The sequence below is a fragment of the Pseudomonas sp. Q11 genome (assembly GCF_024494355.1).
Lineage (GTDB): Bacteria > Pseudomonadota > Gammaproteobacteria > Pseudomonadales > Pseudomonadaceae > Aquipseudomonas > Aquipseudomonas hefeiensis.
The window spans coordinates 122,571-141,409 of the sequence record NZ_JAKNQY010000003.1 but is presented as its reverse complement, the minus strand read 5'-3'; the positions used below and the strand labels follow the sequence as shown (position 1 = coordinate 141,409).

At 60.2% G+C, this 18,839-nt stretch carries 15 protein-coding genes and 1 riboswitch; of the genes, 9 read left to right on the top strand and 6 right to left on the bottom strand.

Annotation, left to right across the window (positions count from 1 at the left end; translation table 11 throughout):
• Positions 1 to 110: 110 nt before the first annotated feature.
• The 5 genes from MA884_RS04850 (at position 111) to hldE (ending at position 6,493) form a co-directional block, all read left to right on the top strand.
• Positions 111 to 1,223, top strand: coding sequence for a capsular biosynthesis protein (locus MA884_RS04850; protein ID WP_256229312.1), 1,113 nt, complete (start codon positions 111 to 113; stop codon positions 1,221 to 1,223).
• Positions 1,217 to 2,413, top strand: coding sequence for an O-antigen ligase family protein (locus MA884_RS27965; RefSeq protein WP_256229311.1), 1,197 nt, complete (start codon positions 1,217 to 1,219; stop codon positions 2,411 to 2,413). Before MA884_RS04850 ends, MA884_RS27965 begins: the two co-directional genes overlap by 7 nt.
• Positions 2,414 to 2,542: 129 nt before the next feature.
• Complete coding sequence (msbA, locus tag MA884_RS04840; RefSeq protein ID WP_371134734.1) at positions 2,543 to 4,333, top strand: lipid A export permease/ATP-binding protein MsbA; 1,791 nt, start codon at positions 2,543 to 2,545, stop codon at positions 4,331 to 4,333.
• Between the two features lie 60 nt (positions 4,334 to 4,393).
• Positions 4,394 to 4,972: an adenylyl-sulfate kinase gene (gene cysC / locus MA884_RS04835; RefSeq protein WP_371134733.1), complete on the top strand. Its 579-nt coding sequence runs from the start codon at positions 4,394 to 4,396 to the stop codon at positions 4,970 to 4,972.
• Between the two features lie 99 nt (positions 4,973 to 5,071).
• Positions 5,072 to 6,493, top strand: coding sequence for a bifunctional D-glycero-beta-D-manno-heptose-7-phosphate kinase/D-glycero-beta-D-manno-heptose 1-phosphate adenylyltransferase HldE (gene hldE / locus MA884_RS04830; RefSeq protein WP_047225895.1), 1,422 nt, complete (start codon positions 5,072 to 5,074; stop codon positions 6,491 to 6,493).
• A 146-nt stretch (positions 6,494 to 6,639) separates the two neighbouring features.
• Here the strand turns inward: hldE and MA884_RS04825 are convergent, their stop codons facing one another.
• The 4 genes from MA884_RS04825 to MA884_RS04810 form a co-directional block, all read right to left on the bottom strand.
• Complete coding sequence (locus MA884_RS04825; RefSeq protein WP_256229307.1) at positions 6,640 to 7,605, bottom strand: metal ABC transporter ATPase; 966 nt, start codon at positions 7,603 to 7,605, stop codon at positions 6,640 to 6,642.
• A 33-nt stretch (positions 7,606 to 7,638) separates the two neighbouring features.
• A complete protein-coding gene (locus MA884_RS04820; protein ID WP_256229306.1) occupies positions 7,639 to 8,451 on the bottom strand; it encodes an aldo/keto reductase in 813 nt (270 codons plus the stop codon).
• A complete protein-coding gene (locus tag MA884_RS04815) occupies positions 8,448 to 9,623 on the bottom strand; it encodes an FAD-binding oxidoreductase (protein WP_256229305.1) in 1,176 nt (391 codons plus the stop codon). Before MA884_RS04815 ends, MA884_RS04820 begins: the two co-directional genes overlap by 4 nt.
• A 128-nt stretch (positions 9,624 to 9,751) precedes the next feature.
• Positions 9,752 to 10,084 (bottom strand): multidrug efflux SMR transporter, encoded by a 333-nt coding sequence (locus MA884_RS04810; RefSeq protein ID WP_256229304.1) that lies wholly within the window; start codon positions 10,082 to 10,084, stop codon positions 9,752 to 9,754.
• 103 nt (positions 10,085 to 10,187) lie between these two features.
• Between MA884_RS04810 and MA884_RS04805 the strand changes: the two genes are divergently transcribed.
• Complete coding sequence (locus tag MA884_RS04805; protein ID WP_256229303.1) at positions 10,188 to 11,078, top strand: LysR family transcriptional regulator; 891 nt, start codon at positions 10,188 to 10,190, stop codon at positions 11,076 to 11,078.
• A gap of 22 nt (positions 11,079 to 11,100) precedes the next feature.
• Complete coding sequence (gene waaA / locus MA884_RS04800; RefSeq protein WP_256229302.1) at positions 11,101 to 12,381, top strand: lipid IV(A) 3-deoxy-D-manno-octulosonic acid transferase; 1,281 nt, start codon at positions 11,101 to 11,103, stop codon at positions 12,379 to 12,381.
• 142 nt (positions 12,382 to 12,523) lie between these two features.
• On the opposite strand, the gene MA884_RS04795 is transcribed toward waaA, so the two are convergent.
• A complete protein-coding gene (locus MA884_RS04795; protein WP_256229301.1) occupies positions 12,524 to 13,963 on the bottom strand; it encodes a TolC family outer membrane protein in 1,440 nt (479 codons plus the stop codon).
• A gap of 313 nt (positions 13,964 to 14,276) precedes the next feature.
• Positions 14,277 to 14,382: riboswitch (TPP riboswitch) on the top strand.
• A 175-nt stretch (positions 14,383 to 14,557) separates the two neighbouring features.
• Between MA884_RS04795 and thiC the strand changes: the two genes are divergently transcribed.
• Together thiC and cytX are read left to right on the top strand one after the other, a co-directional pair.
• The gene (thiC, locus tag MA884_RS04790) at positions 14,558 to 16,447 is read left to right on the top strand and encodes a phosphomethylpyrimidine synthase ThiC (protein ID WP_256229300.1); all 1,890 of its coding nucleotides are present in this window, start codon (positions 14,558 to 14,560) and stop codon (positions 16,445 to 16,447) included.
• A gap of 203 nt (positions 16,448 to 16,650) precedes the next feature.
• Positions 16,651 to 17,931: a putative hydroxymethylpyrimidine transporter CytX gene (gene cytX / locus MA884_RS04785; RefSeq protein ID WP_256229299.1), complete on the top strand. Its 1,281-nt coding sequence runs from the start codon at positions 16,651 to 16,653 to the stop codon at positions 17,929 to 17,931.
• Here the strand turns inward: cytX and MA884_RS04780 are convergent.
• Positions 17,900 to 18,646 (bottom strand): DUF3298 domain-containing protein, encoded by a 747-nt coding sequence (locus MA884_RS04780; RefSeq protein WP_256229297.1) that lies wholly within the window; start codon positions 18,644 to 18,646, stop codon positions 17,900 to 17,902. The genes cytX and MA884_RS04780 overlap by 32 nt on opposite strands.
• Positions 18,647 to 18,839 lie beyond the last annotated feature (193 nt).

Below are 18,839 nucleotides of genomic sequence, written 5' to 3'. Positions count from 1 at the left end.
CCTCCTATGCGCGGGCCGGTGAATAACAGGATGTTAATGTCTGCGGACTGGTCGCCCGGTGGTTATGGAACACTTTGGCAGGTGAATGCGGCCTACTTTCTGGACACCCTATGACGAAAATGCTGTTCATTTCCCTGGCCAAACATCAGGGTCTTTATTTCAATCGATTGCTTAATGAGACCGAGCTACAAGGTACAGTCGTTACTCCTCCAGAGATGCCCTGGCCGAGATCCTTACGAATATCCAGGGTGCTTTCGCAAATTGACAGCCCGGACCTGATCGAAAGGAAATGCGAGGAGCGACGCGTCAAGAATAAGAATACCGGTCGCCTGTATCGCTTATTGTTACGTCTTGAACTCCTCTGGGTTGCGTTGCGTGTCCAGGCCTTGCTCGACCGTGAGCGCCCCGACGTGCTGGTATTCTGGAATGGAGCTCATCGATACTGTCAGTTGCTAATGGCGTTGGCTGCGCCTGGGTGCAAGACGTTTTTCTTCGAGAATGGCTTGTTACCCGATACCACAACGGTTGACCCCCAGGGTGTGAACTTCCTCAACACCGTTCCGCGTGAGGCCGATTTTTACCTCAATTATCCTTATTCGGTACCTGACGACCAGTCAGCGCCTGTACTGATCCCTCGTAAACCCCGTGCCAGCGGCCCTCCCCCGATAGTATTACCTGAGCAATTCATCTTTATTCCGTTTCAGGATGACCGCGACAGTCAGGTTCGGTTGTTTTCTCCTTGGGTTCGCAACATGCGGGAGATGTTTGCCCTGGGTGAGCGCCTGGCCAACGAGACCGGTTTGACAGTGGTCTTCAAAGAACATCCATCCAGCCGCCAGTATTATCCCGAGTTGCATGAGCGCACTCACGCTCACCTGTTGTTCGCCAATGGCAACCCCACCCAGCAACTGATCGAGGCCAGTCAGTTTGTGGTCACGCTGAACTCAACGGTAGGCCTTGAAGCTTTGCTTTTGGGCAAGCCGGTGCTGACCTTGGGCCAGGCGTTCTTCAATATCGAGGGGTTGGTGATGCACGCCGATAATGCCCAGCAGCTAATGGAGCTGGCGCGCGCGTTTCCGCAATGGCCGCTTAATGATCGGTTGAGGCGTAACTTCCTTCACTACCTCTCTGAACACTACTGCATCAAGGGCGGCTGGAAGAGTGCCGACAAAGCCCAGTTGCAGCGGGTCGCTAACAGAATGCTGGGGAAAACCGAGTGCTAGCAGCAGTGAGAAGGTTCATCGACAAAGATGTACTGACGCTGTGGGCATCAATCGGATTCTTGATATTGCTATGTGGGGCGTGGGTACTGCCGAGTAACAAGCTGTATCACCAGATGTTGATTTTCCTGTTGTGGCTACCCGCCCTGTTGGCACTGTTTCGTCGGGATTTTCGCTTATTACTCAGGCAGCCGGAATGTCTGCTCTTCATCTTATTTGTGGCCTGGACACTATTGGTATTGACGCTGGAGGGGGGGGATGACGTCTTCGGCAAAAGCAAGGTGACGCTTTACGCTGCGCTAAGCCTGCTGGGCGTATTGTTGGCTGCACAGAATCGCCAGTGGCGGTTCGAGTCCATGCTGCTATACGCATCGATTGTCGGTGGTTTTTTTGCTGCGGCTTCGTGGGTCTACTTTTATCAACTGTCAGCCAAGCCATTGGAAGCACGGGTGATTGCCATAGGCTTGTGGGACTCGGCGATCATGGCCGCACATGCAGTGGGGGCTTTGGCTATTATTGGCGCCTTCACGTTTCAGACCAAGCGCTTCAGTCCCCGCGTAATGGTGTTGTTGCTGATTCCGGCCCTGGGGTATGCCCTGTTCCTTGGCTTTAGCCAGACTCGCGGTGTGTGGATCGGTTTGTTGGCTTGTCTATTTGTAATGGGGGTGGCGCGACCGTCACGCTTGGGGGCCGCGTTGATCTTTCTGGTAATCCTGGGCGTGGCATCTATTGCTCTATTCAAGCCACAGATCCTTCTCCAGCGAGGTGTTTCCTTTCGTCCAGAGCTTTGGCGCGGCGGTGTTCAGTTGATATTGGAACACTGGGCGTTGGGGTTGGGATCCCACGACTATCTCATCCCTGTTTCCGAAATCGGACGTGCATTCAAGCATCCCCATAACCTCTTTCTGGATATCGGCGTGCGTCTTGGTGTTCCTGGTTTACTGTTATTCGGATGGCTGTGGTTGGCGGTTGGCTGGCGTGGTTGGATTTCGCGCGCGCAACCGCTGGGGCAAATGTTGCTGGCTCTTTGGGTTTTTTCCGGGGCATCGTTACTGACTGATGGCATTGGCCTCTGGCTCAAACCCAACGCGGACTGGTTGATCACGTGGCTGCCGATCGCCGTGAGTATCGTATTGGCTGCTCGTGGGAACACGGGAATTACAGACGCCAAGCAAAGCGCTTCCGTTTCTTGATGCCTGCGGCGCTAATGCGAACACTGTCTCTGCGCTTCTGGCGGTCGTCCTGACTGAGCCGGTGTTGTAATGGGTTCGCTGTTACAATCCGCAGCTTGTCTCTCTTTTCAAATGTCCGAGGCGCACCGAATGGCCAATCCCGACCAGCAATCGAGCATGAAGATTTACCTGCGGTTGCTGAAATACGTGCTCCCCTACTGGGGGGCTTTTGCCATCAGTATCATCGGCTTCGTGCTGTTCGCATCCAGTCAACCGATGCTGGCGGACATGCTCAAGCACTTTCTCGACGCTTTGCAAAAGCCCAGTGACACCCAGTTCATGGGGATTTCACTGGTGCTCGGCGTACCATTGTTGATTGTGCTTATTGCGATCTACCAAGGCATAGGCTCATTTCTAGGTAACTACTACCTGGCCAAGGTCGCCCGTGGCGTGGTTCATGACCTGCGTTGTGCTCTGTTCGACAACCTGCTGACCCTGCCTAACCGCTACTTTGACAACCATAACTCGGGCCACCTGATTTCCCGTATCACCTATAACGTGACCATGGTCACCGGTGCCGCCACCGATGCGATCAAAGTGGTGATCCGCGAAGGCCTGACCGTCGTATTCCTGTTCGGTTACCTGCTTTATAGCAACTGGAAAATGACCCTCGTTTTGCTGGCGATCCTGCCTTTCATCGCGTTGATGGTCAGTAGCGCGAGCAAGAAATTTCGCAAGCAGAGCAAGAAAATACAGGTGGCGATGGGTGATGTGACTCACGTGGCTTCGGAGACGATCCAGGGCTACCGTGTAGTTCGCAGTTTCGGCGGTGAAACCTACGAAATCGAACGGTTCCACAAGGCCAGTGCCGACAACATGAACCGCAGCCTGGGCATGACCCGCACCCAGTCGATCTATACGCCGATGCTGCAATTGGTGATTTATATTGGTATGGCCGTACTGATGTACTTGGTGCTTTATCTTCGCGGCGATGCTTCTGCCGGTGAACTGGTCGCCTACATCACTGCTGCGGGTTTGTTGCCCAAGCCTATTCGTCAACTGTCGGAAGTCAGCGCCACGATCCAGAAAGGATTGGCGGCAGCGGACAGTATTTTCGAGCAGCTCGACGAAGAACCGGAAGTGGATACGGGGACTCAGGAAATCGCTCGTGTAAACGGTCGCCTGGAGGTGCGCAACCTGAGCTTCCAGTATCCAGGCACCGAAAAGCTCGTGCTCGACGACATTTCCTTTAGCGCCGAAGAAGGGCAAATGATCGCTCTGGTAGGGCGTTCAGGCAGCGGCAAGTCGACCTTGGCCAACCTGATTCCGCGCTTTTATCATCATGACAAAGGTCAGATCCTGCTCGACGGTTTGGACGTCGAGCAATACAAACTGACCAACCTGCGTCGTCACATTGCCCTGGTGACCCAGCAGGTTACGTTGTTCAACGACAGCGTCTCCAACAACATCGCCTATGGTGACCTCGCTGGCGCTCCCTTTGAAGACGTGCGCAAGGCTGCCGAAGACGCCTACGCGGCCGAATTCATTGAGCAAATGCCTCAGGGTTACGACACCTTGGTGGGCGAAAACGGTGTCCTGCTTTCCGGCGGTCAGCGTCAACGCCTGGCGATCGCTCGGGCCCTGCTCAAGAACGCTCCCCTGTTGATACTGGATGAGGCCACTTCGGCCCTCGACACCGAGTCTGAGCGCCACATCCAGGGGGCTCTGGATCAAGTGATGAAGGGACGCACCACGCTAGTGATCGCCCATCGTTTGTCGACCATCGAGAAGGCTGACTTGATTCTGTTGATGGACAAGGGGCGTATTGTCGAGCGAGGTACTCATTCAGAGTTGTTGGCACTGAACGGTCTATACGCCCGCTTGCATGAGAAGGATTTCATCGATGGCACCGACGATGTGACGAAAGGTGCCTTCGCCTGATTTCGGTTTTCCGCGATTCCAATATTCGCGAGAGGCTCGGCTATGGATGGGACTGTAAAGATGTCGCTACAACACCCGCGTGGGCTCTCGATCTCTCCCGAGGCCCGGGCGGCGATCAAATCCCAGCAACCGCGATGCATATGGTTGACCGGACTTTCCGGGGCGGGAAAATCGACACTGGCCAATGCGCTGGAAGTACGGCTTCACGGCAATGGCCTTCATACCTGCCTGCTTGATGGCGACAACTTGCGCCGAGGTTTGTGCAGCGACCTGGGCATGACGTCTGAAGCCCGCAAGGAAAACGTCCGGCGTATCGCCGAAGTGGCACGGCTGATGGTCGAAGCCGGACTGATTGTCATCGTTGCGGCCATTTCGCCATTTCGCGCCGACCGCGAAGCGGCACGCAAGTTGTTTCCCGAGGGAGCTTTCCTTGAGGTCTATGTCAGCACGTCTTTCGAGATTTGTGCCCGGCGTGATCCCAAGGGGCTTTATCGGGAAGCCCGTGCCGGACGGTTGAAAAATTTCACCGGCGTCGACAGCCCGTACGAAGCCCCCCTGGAACCTGATTGTGATATCGACACGGGCAACCTGGCGCTGAGCGAGGCTTGCGAGCGGTTGTGGGCATTGCTACAGCGCTGACTCCAGAACTGCTGTCGCATCCGCTTACAGCCATGCAAGAGCCTTCCTCAACCCTGTGCTAATATCGCGGCCCTGTTCATTTTGTATGTGGGATGCTCCATGAAGTTGTCCATGCCGCGATTCGATCAAGCCCCTGTATTGGTGGTCGGCGATGTCATGCTCGACCGCTATTGGCATGGCGGTACCTCACGGATTTCCCCTGAGGCGCCGGTTCCGGTGGTGAAGGTCGAGCACATCGAGGACCGTCCCGGTGGTGCCGCCAACGTTGCCCTGAACATCGCCGCCCTCGGTGCGCCGGCTTCCCTGGTGGGGGTTACTGGTGACGACGAAGCCGCCGACAGCCTGACCAACAGCCTCAATGGCGCAGGCGTGCGGGCGATATTCCAGCGCGTTGCGCACCAGCCGACCATCGTCAAGCTGCGGGTCATGAGCCGTCACCAGCAACTGTTGCGGATCGATTTCGAAGAACCGTTCGCCACCGACCCCCTGGCCCTCGGGGCTGAGGTCGATAACCTGCTCGAAGGCGTCAAGGTGCTGGTGTTGTCGGACTACGGCAAAGGGGCGTTGAAAAACCATCAGGCACTGATCCAGGCCGCTCGTGCCCGTGGCATTCCGGTACTGGCTGACCCCAAGGGCAAGGATTTCTCGATCTACCGCGGCGCGAGTGTGATCACGCCGAATCTCAGCGAATTCGAAACCATCGTCGGCGGGTGCGCCGATGAGCACGAACTGGTCAGCAAGGGCGCGCAACTGATGCAAGACCTCGACCTCGGCGCCTTGCTGGTGACCCGTGGTGAGCATGGCATGACGCTGCTGCGCCCTGATCATCCAGCGCTGCACCTGCCGGCTCGTGCCCGTGAAGTGTTCGACGTGACCGGTGCCGGCGATACCGTTATCTCCACCCTGGCCGCAGCCATCGCCGCCGGCGAGGAACTGCCCCATGCGGTGGCCCTGGCGAACCTGGCGGCGGGCATTGTCGTCGGCAAGCTCGGTACGGCCGCCATCAGCGCCCCGGAGCTACGTCGCGCGATCCAGCGCGAAGAAGGTTCCGAGCGGGGCGTGCTGGGCCTGGAGCAGCTGCTGCTGGCTGTTGACGACGCCCGCGCCCACAACGAGACGATCGTGTTCACCAACGGCTGCTTCGACATCCTGCATGCCGGCCACGTGACCTATCTCGAGCAGGCCAGGGCCCAGGGCGATCGCCTGATCGTCGCGGTCAATGACGATGCATCCGTGAGTCGTCTCAAAGGGCCGGGGCGGCCGATCAACAGCGTCGATCGGCGCATGGCGGTCCTGGCCGGTCTTGGCGCGGTGGACTGGGTGATCAGCTTCAGCGAAGGCACGCCGGAAAACCTGCTGCGCGAGGTCAAGCCGGATGTGCTGGTCAAGGGCGGTGACTACGGGATCGATCAGGTTGTGGGAGCGGACATCGTCGCGGCCTACGGCGGCACCGTGAAGGTGTTGGGGCTGGTAGAAAACAGCTCGACGACGGCGATTGTGGAAAAAATCCGCAATCATTGAGCCTTTGCTGGTGGCAATGTGTCAGGCAAGGCGCCAACCTGTGGGAGCGAGCCTGCTCGCGATGGCGTTGTGTCAGCCTCGATTTGGCTGACACATCGCTATCGCGAGCAGGCTCGCCCCCAGGGCCCATCATCAACTCGATGACGTTAACGAGCCACCTTGCGCGGTACGATCTTCTTGAGCAATTGCCGGGCCTTGCCCCTCAAGCGTGTCAGGCCCGACTCCTTGCCCGGTGGCGTCAACCCCTGCTGGCGCAGCCAGTCCTTCCAGCGAATCCGCTCGTCTCGTACCAGCCAACCGTCCTGTTTGGCGAAACTCTCCGCCAGGTACAACCCACGGGTGCTGGCCGGGTACAGTTGATCCTTCTTCAAGGTATACAGCTCGGGCAAGGGTTGCCCGTCCTGTAGCGGCATCAGGTACAGATCGGGTCGCTTTCGGTCCAGGCGCGCCACCAGTTGCTCTCCCTCCAGGCGCTCATCCACATGAAACAGGCTCAGGGACTTGGCTTCCTTGGGCACATCCAGGCGCAAATCGTAAATCAGTTGCAGCGAGGCCGTCGGCAGATGCACGTAGGCCCGTGGCCGCTCGATCAGTTGCAGGTTGGCACTGCGCACCGGGCGGGCCGAGCCGGACAGTGGCGTCAGGCGAAACGGCAAGGCTTCTCGATAATGCAGGGCGGTGGCGTAGGGCGCGGGCAACCAAGTGTCATTGAAACGTCCGCCAAGCCAGCCCTCGGGGGTTTCCAGAAGGCATTCTTCGGCAATTTCGCTGATGGCGGTGAGCAGCGGCAGGTTCAGCTCATGGGCCGGGACATAACCGGAAATCAGCTTGAGCACCACATCGCCGCGGTCCTGTCGACGCTGGCGCACCAGCACCCAATAGTCGCGGTTCTGCCAGTGCAGGGTCAGGCGCACCGAGACGCCCAGGTTCGCCAGCTCCAGGGAAAAACGCTCGGCGTCGTCCACCGTCACCGGACGGCGCCGCTGCAGGGTCTGGGAAAAATTCAATGGCATCCCGACGCTCTGGTAAGTCAGGCCTTCGGGTGTCGCTTCGACGAACAGGGGCAGAGTCTTGAAGTTGCTGGGATTTTTTCTGATGAGCGTACGCGGCATGTCGGCTCCTGCTTAATGCCGCGCAGGGCGGCGTCAGTTTCTACGAAGGACCTTGGCAGCGGTCGCGACGTTATGGGCGAGGTGCAGCGGATTGATGGTGCCGACAATAGCACTGGCGACACCGGGATGCTCAAACAACAGTTCGAAGCTGGCCCGGACCGGGTCCACACCAGGGTTCAGGCAGACGTGGCCGCTGGCCAAGGCTTTCTTCACCAGAATCGCTTTGCCATGCTCGGCTGCGTAGTCAATGACAGCCTTCTCGTTTCGTTCGTTCAGATTGTAGGTGACCATCGCGCAATCGCCTTGCTCCAGCGCTTTCAAACCGCCCTCGACGGTTTTGCCGGAAAAACCGAAGCCGCCGATCTTGCCCTCGCGCTTGAGCGCCGCCAGGGTCGGGTAGACCTCGCTGTCGTTGAGGATCGCCAGGTCGTTGCCGTCGGAGTGCACCAGCACCAGGTCGATGTAGTCCGTTTCCAGGCGCTTGAGGCTGCGTTCCACTGAGAATCGGGTGTGGGCGGCACTGAAGTCGTGGCGCGACTGGCCGTCACTGAATTCTTCCCCGACCTTGCTGACAATCACCCAATCCTGACGCTGGCCGCGCAACAACGGGCCCAGGCGTTCTTCGCTGCGGCCATAGGCCGGCGCGGTGTCGATCAGGTTGATGCCCAGCTCGCGCGCCAGTTTGAGCAGCATGCGCGCTTCGTCGTCATCGGGAATCTGGAAACCGTTGGGGTATTTGACCGCCTGGTCGCGGCCGAGCTTGACGGTGCCCAGGCCCAGGGGGGAAACCAGCGGGCCGTTATTGCCCAGCGGGCGATGCAAGTCGTGCAGGGTCGGTTGGCTCATGGCAGCAGTTGCTCCCAGGCAGGCACGCCCATGGGCGGTTTCGGCAGGTCCGGCAGTGGCGCCGGATGGCTGGGTGCGATGCCATCACGTTGCAGTGTGGCGATCACTCGATCGGCAAAGTCCGGGGCCAGGGCCAGCTTGGTCGGCCAGCCCACCAACAGGCGATCCTGTTCGGCGAGAAAAGCGTTGTCCGGGCGGGTCAAGGCCGATTGCAGCGGTTCGGCGCGGTCGACCCGTAGCGTGGCCCATTGTGCGGTGCTGAGGTCGACCCAGGGCAGCAATTGGCCAAGCTCTTTCTGAGCGGTGGCGATCTGCGCGGCGGGCTCGCGAGCCACGCCGTCGGCTTCGGCGATGTCGCCGCCCAGGTACCAGACCCATTGGCCATCGACGGCCGGGTGGGTGGTCACGGTGATGCGTGGCTTCGGCCCGCCGCCCAGGCAGTGGGCGTAAAGTGGCTTGAGGCTCGGTCCCTTGACCAGCACCATGTGCAACGGCCGGCGCTGCATGGCCGGTTGCTCCAGGCCCAGGGCGCTGAGCAGGTCGGCAGTACCGGCCCCGGCGCTGAGGACGATGCGCTGGGCGCGGATCTCGCGGCCATCAACCTTAAGGCCAATCAATTCATCGCCCTCGCGCAATGGCTCGATATCTTTCCCGGCCAGTAAACCATCGCCGGCCAGGTCCGCCAGCCGTGCAAGCAGGCTGGGGACGTCCACCACCAGTTCGGCCAGACGATAGACCTTGCCCTTGAAGCGCTTGTCTTGCAGGGCCGGCGGCAGTTGCTCGCCCTTGACCTGATCGACCCGCCCGCGCACGGCCTTGCTGGCGAAGAAGCTGGTGAGGTTGCCGGCCAGGGTGCCGGGAGACCAGAGGTAATGAGCTTCGGACAGCAGGCGCACGCCGGACAGATCCAGTTCACCCTCGCCGCTCAGGGCTTCGCGCCAGCGGCGCGGCATGTCGGCGATGGCTTCCGAGGCTCCGGTGAGGGCACCGTGCAAGGCGTACTTGGCGCCACCATGGATGATGCCCTGGGATTTGATGCTCTGCCCGCCGCCGAGGCTGGCGCTTTCCACCAGCACGGTCGAAAAACCCTGGCGGCGCAGGCGCGCATTCAGCCAGAGGCCGGCGACTCCGGCGCCGACAATCAGAACGTCGGTGGAAATAACGGATGGCATGCAGCGACCTCGCGGGAAATGAAGCGGCAAGTTTCAAGCTTCAAGCTGCAAGTTACAAGCAAGAGGGATAGCCTTTGCTTGCAGCTTGCAGCTTGCAGCTTGCAGCTTGCAGCTTGCAGCTTGCAGCTTCAGTGCCCTGCAGTTTTGGAAAAAAGTTGAATCACCACAACCCCCAGCACAATCAACGCCATCCCCAGCATTGCCGGGACGTCCAGCTTCTGCCCGTAGATGAACAGCGCCGCCACGCTGACCATGACGATACCCATCCCGGCCCAGACCGCATACGCCACGCCCACCGGGACGGTGCGCACCACCAGGGTCAGCATCCAGAATGCGATGCCGTAGCCGGTGATGACCAGCAGCAGAGGCAGGGGTGTGCTCAAGCCTTTGATCGCTTTCATCGACACGGTGGCGATCACTTCGGCGCAGATGGCGATGGCCAGGTAGTAGTAAGCGTTCATAGGCGAAAATCCTCTTGAAGGGGTGTCTTTCGATGTCGACATTTTAGGGCGCGGTCAGATGGGGTAAAGTCATTACCTATCTGTATACGAGATAGGTTGCGCCATGAGTGTTCAGTGGAATCTGGATCAACTGCGGTTGTTTGTCGGTGTCGCCGAGAAACGTTCGTTTTCCGCCATGGCGCGGGACCAGCGCAAGGCTCAATCGGCCATTAGCAGCGCGATTGCGTTGTTGGAAACCGACCTGGGCGTGACGCTGTTCGAGCGCAGCAGTGGCCGTCAGCCGAAGCTCACCGAAGCCGGCGCGGCCTTGCTGGAAGAAGCGCGGGAAGTGCTGCGCCAGTGCGAGCGTCTCAATGGCCGGGCCCTGGCCCTGATGCGCGGTCAGGAGGCGATGTTGCGCCTGGCTCAGGATGAGGCGATGCCTTACCAGCCTGTCATCGACAGCCTGGCGGCCTTGGCCGAGCGGTTCCCGACCCTCGAGGTGCAACTGGCCAGCGCCGCGCAAGGCGATGTGGCGCGCAAACTGGTGGACCGCCGCGCTGACCTGGGGTTGTTGTTTTATCACGACCAGATCCCCGAGGCGCTGGAGCGCCGGGTGCTGGGCAGCGTCGAGATGGTTACGGTCTGCGGCCGGGGCCATCCACTGGCAAGCCATGATTACGTGACCTGCCTGGAAATGGCCCGGCATCGGCAATTGCTCATGGCGACTCAGTCCAGTGTCTACCCTGGGAGTGAACAGGCCAGTCCGCAGGTCTGGCGCGCCGACAGTTTCTACGTCTTGGCCGAATGGCTGAGGAGCGGCCTGGGCTGGGCGTGGTTGCCACGGCATGTGGTGCAGTACCCGGCGTACCAGGGGGATATGGTCGAGCTCAACAGCGAGTGGACCCCGCCGGCCCTGGTGGTGGAACTGGTCTGGCGTCGCGACGAGCCTTTGGGCCCGGCCGCGCGCTGGTTGGCGGAACGTTTTGCCGTGCAGTTGCAGGCGATCGGCTGAAAAACCGATAAACTCCGCCGCCATGAACAGAACTCTCTATAGCGCATTGTTTTATCTGGGGCTGCCACTGGTAGCGATTCGGCTCTGGTTACGGGCCCGCAAGGCGCCGGCCTATGCGCGGCGCATCGGCGAGCGTTTTTCCTGGGGCTTGCCGGTGATGGTGCCGGGAGGCATCTGGGTCCACGCCGTGTCAGTGGGCGAGAGCATTGCCGCCGCGCCGATGATCCGCGCCTTGCTGCAACGTTATCCACAGTTGCCGATCACGGTCACCTGCATGACGCCCACCGGTTCCGAGCGCATCCAGGCGTTGTTCGCCAACGAGCCACGCATCCAGCATTGCTATTTGCCCTACGACTTGCCCTGTGCGGCCAACCGTTTCCTCGACCGGGTTCGCCCGGTGCTGGCAGTGATCATGGAAACCGAGTTGTGGCCCAACCACATTCATCAATGCGCCAGGCGCGGCATTCCTGTTGCCCTGGCCAACGCACGACTGTCGGAGCGTTCTGCACGCGGTTATGCACGTTTGCCCAAACTCACCCGGCCGATGCTCGCCGAGATGAGCCTGTTCGCTGTCCAGACTGAAGCCGAGGCCGAGCGTTTCCGTCAGTTGGGTGCCCGGGCGCAAACCGTCGAGGTCACCGGTTCGATCAAGTTCGACCTGACCATTGACCCGCAACTGCTGGAAAACGCCAGCGCCTTGCGCCGTGAGTGGCAAGCGACGGAGCGCCCGGTGTGGATCGCCGCCAGTACCCATGAAGGCGAAGATGAGGTGGTGCTGGCCGCCCACCGTCGGTTGCTCGCCAGCTATCCCGATGCGTTGCTGATCCTGGTGCCGCGCCATCCCGAGCGTTTCGATTCAGTGCATCAATTGTGTGAAAGCGAAGGTTTCGCCACGGTCCGGCGTTCCAGCGCACAGCCGGTCACTGCCCAGACGTCGGTGCTGCTGGGCGATACCATGGGCGAACTGTTGTTTCTCTACGCGTTGGCCGATAGCGCTTTTGTCGGTGGCAGTCTGGTACCCAACGGCGGCCATAACCTGCTGGAGCCGGCGGCACTGGCCAAACCGGTGCTCAGCGGGCCGCATCTGTTCAACTTCCTTGAAATCGCCACGCAACTGCGGGATGCCGGGGCGCTGACGGAAGTCGAAGACGCCGAAAGCCTGGCCCTGGCGGTACAGCGCCTGTTCGAGCTGCCCCGCGATGCCCAGCGCATGACTGAGGCGGGGCTTGCGGTGATGCGCACCAATCAGGGCGCGTTGCATCGGTTGCTGGACGGGTTGGGGCGGTTGATCGCCGGACACTAATCGCTGGCCTGGCCCGTAGGAGCTGCCGAAGGCTGCGATCTTTTGATCTTTTGATCTTTTGATCTTTTGATCTTTTGCTTGGGATTCAAGTGTCTGGGAAAAGATCGCAGCCTCGTTGCACTCGACAGCTCCTACACAGCTCCTACTGCGCCGGCCGCGAGCGCAGTTGCTCCGCCGCAGCCTGCGCCAGATCCGGCGGTAAAAAGTCCCTGTCCGGGTTGTAGTCGGGTTTGAGATAGCGCGACAGGTCCTGCAAATCCGACGGGCTCAAAGTGCCCGCTGCCTGCTTGAGCCGCAGGTTGTCGAGGATGTAGTCGTAGCGGGCGTTGTTGTAGTTGCGCACCGAGGTGTACAGCTGACGCTGGGCATCGAGTACATCGACGATGTTGCGCGTGCCCACCTGGTAACCGATCTCCGTGGCTTCTACTGCGCTCTGGTTGGAGATGATGGACTGGCGTCGGGCCTGGACCTGTTCCACATCGGTGTTCACGGCCCGGTGCAGGTTGCGGGTGTTCTCCACCACCTGCCGGCGCAGGGCCTCGCGCTGCTGTTCGGTCTGAGTCAGTTGCGAATAGGATTCGCGAACCTGAGAGCTGGTCAGCCCGCCGCTGTAGATCGGGATGCTCAATTGCAGGCCGATGGTGCGTTGCTCGGCATCGCCACCATAACGCTGGCCGGTGGGGCTGGGGTTGGTGAAACCGAGGCCATCGTTGTCGCCTTTTTTGTATTGGGCGATCGCATCGAGGGTCGGGGCATGACCGGACTTGCGCTGACGCAGGGTGTCCTCGGCGGCCGTGACGGCGTAGTTGCTGGCCAGCAGATTGAGGTTCTGCTTGGCGGCCGTATCGACCCAGGCCTTGGCGTCGTTCGGTGCCGGCGGCAGGATCGGCAGCGTGTGGACGATGCCCTGGAGCGAGTTGTACTGGCGGTTGGTCAGGGTGATCAGGGCTTCGAAGGCATCGTCGACCTGACGCTGGGCCAGGATCCGGTTGGCTCGCGCGGTGTCGTAGCTGGCCTGGGATTGCAGCACGTCGGTCTTGTCCGACAGGCCCACATCGAAGCGCTCGTTGGACTGGTCGAGCTGACGCTTGAACGCCGCTTCCTCGGCCTTGGTCGAGGCCAGGTTGTCCTGGCTGCGCAGTACGGCGAAATAGCTCTCGGCGCTTTGCAGGATCATGTTCTGTTCAGTGGCCGAGAGTTGCAACGACGCTTGTTCGTTGACCGACTTCGCCGCCTGGAACTGAAACCAGCGATCGGCACGAAAAATCGGCTGGGACAGCGTGGCCTGGTAGACCGTACCGCTACGGGTGGCGGTCATGGCTGGCTGGTCGAGCTCGGTACGGGTGTTGTTCAGGTCGGCACCGGCCGACAGGTTGGGCAGCAACCCGGCGCGCGCCTGGGGCACCACTTCTTTCTGGGCGCCGTACTGGGCACGGGCGGCGGCCAGGTCGGCGTTGTTGTCCACCGCTTCCTGATACACGCTCACCAGATCGGTTTTGGTGGTCAAGGGCGCTTCGGCAGCCCAGGCCATTCCATTGGACGCACAAGACACGGCAAGGGCCAGTGAGAGTTTGCGCAGCATGAGGCGTTCCGAAGTGCTCTGTCTCACAAATACTGTTCCTTTTTGACGGTGTCTGTTGTCGCCATACGGCGTTGCCGCTCCTCGCCATAGCGGGCTATGACTCGTCGCATCGCCTTGTCTGGCAACAACAGCCACTCGCCAAAAAGGAGCGTATCTGCGAAACAGAGCACTACTTCTCAAATGATTGCGCACAAGAGGCGCGGCGTAGCGAGTGTAGTTGCGCTGGCCCATGGCAACAATCCTGTATATGCGCCATTCATCACGCCTTTTGCCGTCGCGATGGCGTTCTGCGGTGGTTGTGTCTAGACTGGCCGGGTTCTTGTCGGGGTGCCTTGCTATGAGGCTGAGATCGAATAATTTCGGATCCCGTTGAACCTGATCAGGTTAGCGCCTGCGTAGGGAACAAGATTTCTCGTCACCCGGCGAGTCCTCTTGTGCTTCGTCCGGGATGTTGTTCGACAATCGACTTTCGATCTTCGAGCATCCTCGAGCAGCAAGCACAGCGTCCGCACTCTCGTGCAGGGACGCGTCCATTCGTTACAGGTTCGCTCCGACAAAAATCCACCGCCTGGATGTGTGTCTGGAGAGCCCGTGATGACGACAAAATCAAAAAACGCGACCAACCTCAGTGATTCGGCCAAGGTCGATGAGCAATCGGTTCAGCCCTTTACCCGCTCGCAAAAAATCTATGTCCAGGGCAGTCGCCCGGATATTCGCGTGCCCATGCGCGAAATCAGCCTCGACGTGACCCCCACCGACTTCGGCGGAGAAATCAACGCGCCGGTCGTGGTGTATGACACCTCGGGCCCGTACACCGACCCGAACGTGATTATCGACGTGCGCAAAGGCCTGGCCGATGTGCGCTCAACGTGGATCGAAGCCCGTGGCGACACCGAGCGCCTGGCGGGTCTGAGCTCCAACTTCGGCCAGGAACGCCTGGCCGATCCCGAGCTGACCAAACTGCGCTTTGCCCATGTGAACAACCCGCGTCGTGCCAAGCCCGGCGCCAACGTCAGCCAGATGCACTACGCGCGCAAAGGCATCATCACCGCCGAGATGGAATACGTCGCCATCCGCGAAAACATGAAGCTGGAAGTGGCCCGCGCCGCCGGCCTGCTGGACCAGCAACACGCCGGCCACAGCTTCGGTGCCAGTGTGCCGAAAGTCATCACCCCGGAATTCGTGCGTGACGAAATCGCTCGGGGTCGCGCGATCATTCCGGCCAACATCAACCACACCGAACTGGAACCGATGATCATCGGCCGTAACTTCCTGGTGAAGATCAACGGCAACATCGGCAACAGCGCACTGGGCTCGTCCATCGAAGAAGAAGTGGCGAAGCTGACCTGGGGCATTCGCTGGGGTTCGGACACGGTCATGGACCTGTCCACCGGCAAGCACATCCACGAAACCCGCGAGTGGATCATCCGCAACTCGCCGGTTCCGATCGGCACCGTGCCGATCTATCAGGCCCTTGAGAAAGTCGGTGGCGCGGCCGAAGATCTGACCTGGGAGCTGTTTCGCGACACGCTGATTGAGCAGGCCGAGCAGGGCGTCGACTACTTCACCATTCATGCCGGTGTGCTGTTGCGCTATGTACCGCTGACCGCCAAGCGCGTCACTGGCATCGTCAGCCGCGGTGGTTCGATCATGGCCAAGTGGTGCCTGGCGCACCACAAAGAGAACTTCCTCTACACCCACTTCGAAGACATCTGCGAAATCATGAAGGCCTACGACGTCAGCTTCTCGCTGGGTGATGGCCTGCGTCCGGGTTCGATTGCCGACGCCAACGACGAAGCGCAGTTCGGTGAGCTGGAAACCCTCGGTGAGTTGACCAAGATCGCCTGGAAGCATGACGTGCAATGCATGATCGAAGGCCCGGGCCATGTGCCGATGCAGTTGATCAAGGAGAACATGGACAAGCAGCTCGAGTGCTGCGACGAGGCGCCGTTCTACACCCTCGGCCCGCTGACCACCGACATCGCCCCGGGCTATGACCACATCACCTCCGGTATCGGCGCGGCGATGATTGGCTGGTTTGGTTGCGCCATGCTCTGCTACGTCACCCCGAAAGAACACTTGGGGTTGCCGAACAAGGATGACGTCAAGACCGGGATCATCACTTACAAGATCGCCGCCCATGCGGCCGACCTTGCCAAAGGCCACCCAGGCGCGCAGATCCGCGACAACGCCTTGAGCAAGGCGCGTTTCGAGTTCCGCTGGGAAGACCAGTTCAACCTTGGCCTGGACCCGGACACCGCCCGCTCGTACCACGACGAAACCCTGCCCAAGGATTCGGCCAAGGTCGCGCATTTCTGCTCGATGTGCGGGCCGAAGTTCTGCTCGATGAAAATCACCCAGGAAGTGCGCGAATACGCGGCCAACCAGCGTATTGAAGCGGTGGATGTGGACGTCGCCCAGGGTTTGGCGGAGCAGGCTGAGCGGTTCAAGAAGGAAGGCAGTCAGCTTTATAAGAAAGTTTAAGCGGCAAGCTCCAAGCGGCAAGCTGCAAGTTAGAAGCAAAAGCGCGATCTGCTTTTTCTTGAAGCTTGCAGCTTGAAGCTTGTAACCCTTTTTAAGCGGCAAGCTCCAAGCGGCAAGCTGCAAGTTAGAAGCAAAAGCGCGATCTGCTTTTTCTTGAAGCTTGCAGCTTGAAGCTTGCAACCCTTTTATTGAGATGAATTCTCTTGAATACCTACTCCCCCGACATCGCAATCCCCACCGACAAACGCGTCTTCGGCGCCCGCGATCTGTTTTCCCTGTGGTTCTCCCTCGGCATCGGCCTGATGGTCTTGCAGGTTGGCGCCCTGCTCGCGCCTGGCCTGGGCTTGAACGGTTCGTTGCTGGCGATTTTCCTCGGCACGCTGGTGGGCGTCCTGCTGCTGGCGGCCGTCGGGGTGATCGGCAGCGACACCGGTCTGTCGGCCATGGCTGCGCTCAAGCTCAGCCTCGGTGGCAAGGGCGCGAGCGTGCCGGCGGTGTTGAACCTGCTGCAGTTGATCGGTTGGGGCTCATTCGAAATCATCGTTATGCGTGACGCCGCCAGCCTGCTCGGCGCCCGTGCCTTCAGCGAGGGCGGCCTGGGGTCGAACCCGCTGCTGTGGACGTTGTTTTTCGGCGCACTGGCGACCCTGCTGGCGGTGAGCGGGCCGCTGACATTCGTGCGTAAGGTCCTGCGCAAGTGGGGCATCTGGCTGTTGCTGGCGGCGTGCGTCTGGCTGACCTGGAACCTGTTCGCCAAGGCTGATCTAGCGGCGTTGTGGGCGCGGGCGGGAGATGGTTCGATGCCGTTTGCCGTCGGTTTCGACATTGCGATCGCCATGCCGCTGTCCTGGTTACCACTGATTGCCGACTACTCACGCTTCGGCAAACGCGCAAAAAATGTCTTCGGCGGCACCGCGCTGGGGTTCTTCATCGGTAATTTCTGGCTGATGAGCCTGGGCGTGGCCTACACCCTGGCGTTCGCGCCGAGCGGTGAAGTCAACGCGCTGCTGCTGGCCCTGGCCGGCGCCGGATTGGGCATCCCGCTGTTGCTGATTTTGCTGGACGAATCGGAAAATGCCTTTGCCGACATTCACTCGGCGGCGGTGTCCAGCGGCATGCTGACGGGGTTGAAAGTCGAGCACCTGGCCTTGGCGATTGGCGTCATCTGCAGCTTGATCGCCTGCTTCGCACCGTTGGCGCAGTATCAGAATTTCCTGCTGCTGATCGGCTCGGTGTTCGCGCCGCTGTTCGGTGTGGTACTGGTGGACCACTTCATCCTGCGCAAGCGCGGCAGCCGGGTCGTGTCAGCGGCGTTATGCTGGCCGGCATTGTTAGCCTGGCTGGGCGGGGTGAGCACCTATCACCTGCTGGCCAACTTCTACCCCGACATCGGTGCCACCCTGCCGTCGCTGGTCCTGGCAGGGTTGCTGCAACTGATACTGGGCCGGGCCTTCAGCCTCGGCCAGGAAACAGCTCGGGCTTGAGGATGCCATTGAGGCGGGGGTAAGCGATCTTCAGTTCGATGTGGCCCAAGGCGTATGGCGCGATGGTGCTCACTTGGTACTTGAGGATCACGCCGCCGTAGGTCAGCGCCACATTCGGGGTTTTCTGGAACGGCCACTGCTTCACGAACTCCGGTTCCTGATCCAGTTTGGTGCTGATCAGCCAGGTGTTGTGGGCGACCTGTACGGCTTTCCAGAACGCCTCTTCCTGTCCCGGCAGCAGCATGTCCGACAGCGTCAATACCTTGTGCTGCTGGCGCGAATAGTTGATGAAACCGCGCCCCGGCGTACCGTGCGCCCCGCCAGTGTCCAGGTAACTGGACAATTCGATGATCACCAAGCCGTCATGCTGCTCCCGTACCTTGGCTTGCAAGTAACTGCTGTTGCGCGGCGCGGCGCTGCGCAAAAACTGCTCGCGGTAGGCGGCCAGCGTTGGCGCCACTGGGGCGTCGGGAGTCGTTCGGGTCAATTGCAGCAGGCGCTTTTCGATAATGCCGTCCAGGGCCGGCTCGGCGGGAAAACGCAGGGTGTCGATGTTCACCAATGGGCAGTCGGCGCTGGCGCATCCTGGTTGCAGTTGTTCCGAGGCATCGCGGGTGGTTTCCAGCGGGGTGCGGTAGTTGGGTTGGAACAGGCTTTGGCAAGCGCCCAGGGTCAGGGCAATAGCAGCCACGCAAAGGGTTTTGAAAAGCGACATGGGCGTCCTTCATGAAACAGGGAAAGGCGAAAAGTTACCCGCTTCGACTGTCGGCAGGGCAATCAGTTCGCCACTAAGCTCATTAGAGTGGCTTTGAGGATAGCCGTCTATCCCGATGACTGGAAAGGGGCTGCATCAAACGGTACGGGCGCGTTAGGATGGCGCGAAGCCGAGGCTGGAACCTCGCATCGAT

Excerpts from the sequence above, each read along its gene's own strand:
- MA884_RS04850 (WP_256229312.1), top strand. The coding sequence starts at position 111 with ATGACGAAAATGCTGTTCATTTCCCTGGCCAAACATCAGGGTCTTTAT.
- msbA (WP_371134734.1), top strand. The coding sequence starts at position 2,543 with ATGGCCAATCCCGACCAGCAATCGAGCATGAAGATTTACCTGCGGTTG.
- cysC (WP_371134733.1), top strand. The coding sequence starts at position 4,394 with ATGTCGCTACAACACCCGCGTGGGCTCTCGATCTCTCCCGAGGCCCGG.
- hldE (WP_047225895.1), top strand. The coding sequence starts at position 5,072 with ATGAAGTTGTCCATGCCGCGATTCGATCAAGCCCCTGTATTGGTGGTC.
- MA884_RS04825 (WP_256229307.1), bottom strand. The coding sequence starts at position 7,605 with ATGCCGCGTACGCTCATCAGAAAAAATCCCAGCAACTTCAAGACTCTG.
- MA884_RS04820 (WP_256229306.1), bottom strand. The coding sequence starts at position 8,451 with ATGAGCCAACCGACCCTGCACGACTTGCATCGCCCGCTGGGCAATAAC.
- MA884_RS04815 (WP_256229305.1), bottom strand. The coding sequence starts at position 9,623 with ATGCCATCCGTTATTTCCACCGACGTTCTGATTGTCGGCGCCGGAGTC.
- MA884_RS04810 (WP_256229304.1), bottom strand. The coding sequence starts at position 10,084 with ATGAACGCTTACTACTACCTGGCCATCGCCATCTGCGCCGAAGTGATC.
- MA884_RS04805 (WP_256229303.1), top strand. The coding sequence starts at position 10,188 with ATGAGTGTTCAGTGGAATCTGGATCAACTGCGGTTGTTTGTCGGTGTC.
- waaA (WP_256229302.1), top strand. The coding sequence starts at position 11,101 with ATGAACAGAACTCTCTATAGCGCATTGTTTTATCTGGGGCTGCCACTG.
- MA884_RS04795 (WP_256229301.1), bottom strand. The coding sequence starts at position 13,963 with ATGCTGCGCAAACTCTCACTGGCCCTTGCCGTGTCTTGTGCGTCCAAT.
- thiC (WP_256229300.1), top strand. The coding sequence starts at position 14,558 with ATGACGACAAAATCAAAAAACGCGACCAACCTCAGTGATTCGGCCAAG.
- MA884_RS04780 (WP_256229297.1), bottom strand. The coding sequence starts at position 18,646 with ATGTCGCTTTTCAAAACCCTTTGCGTGGCTGCTATTGCCCTGACCCTG.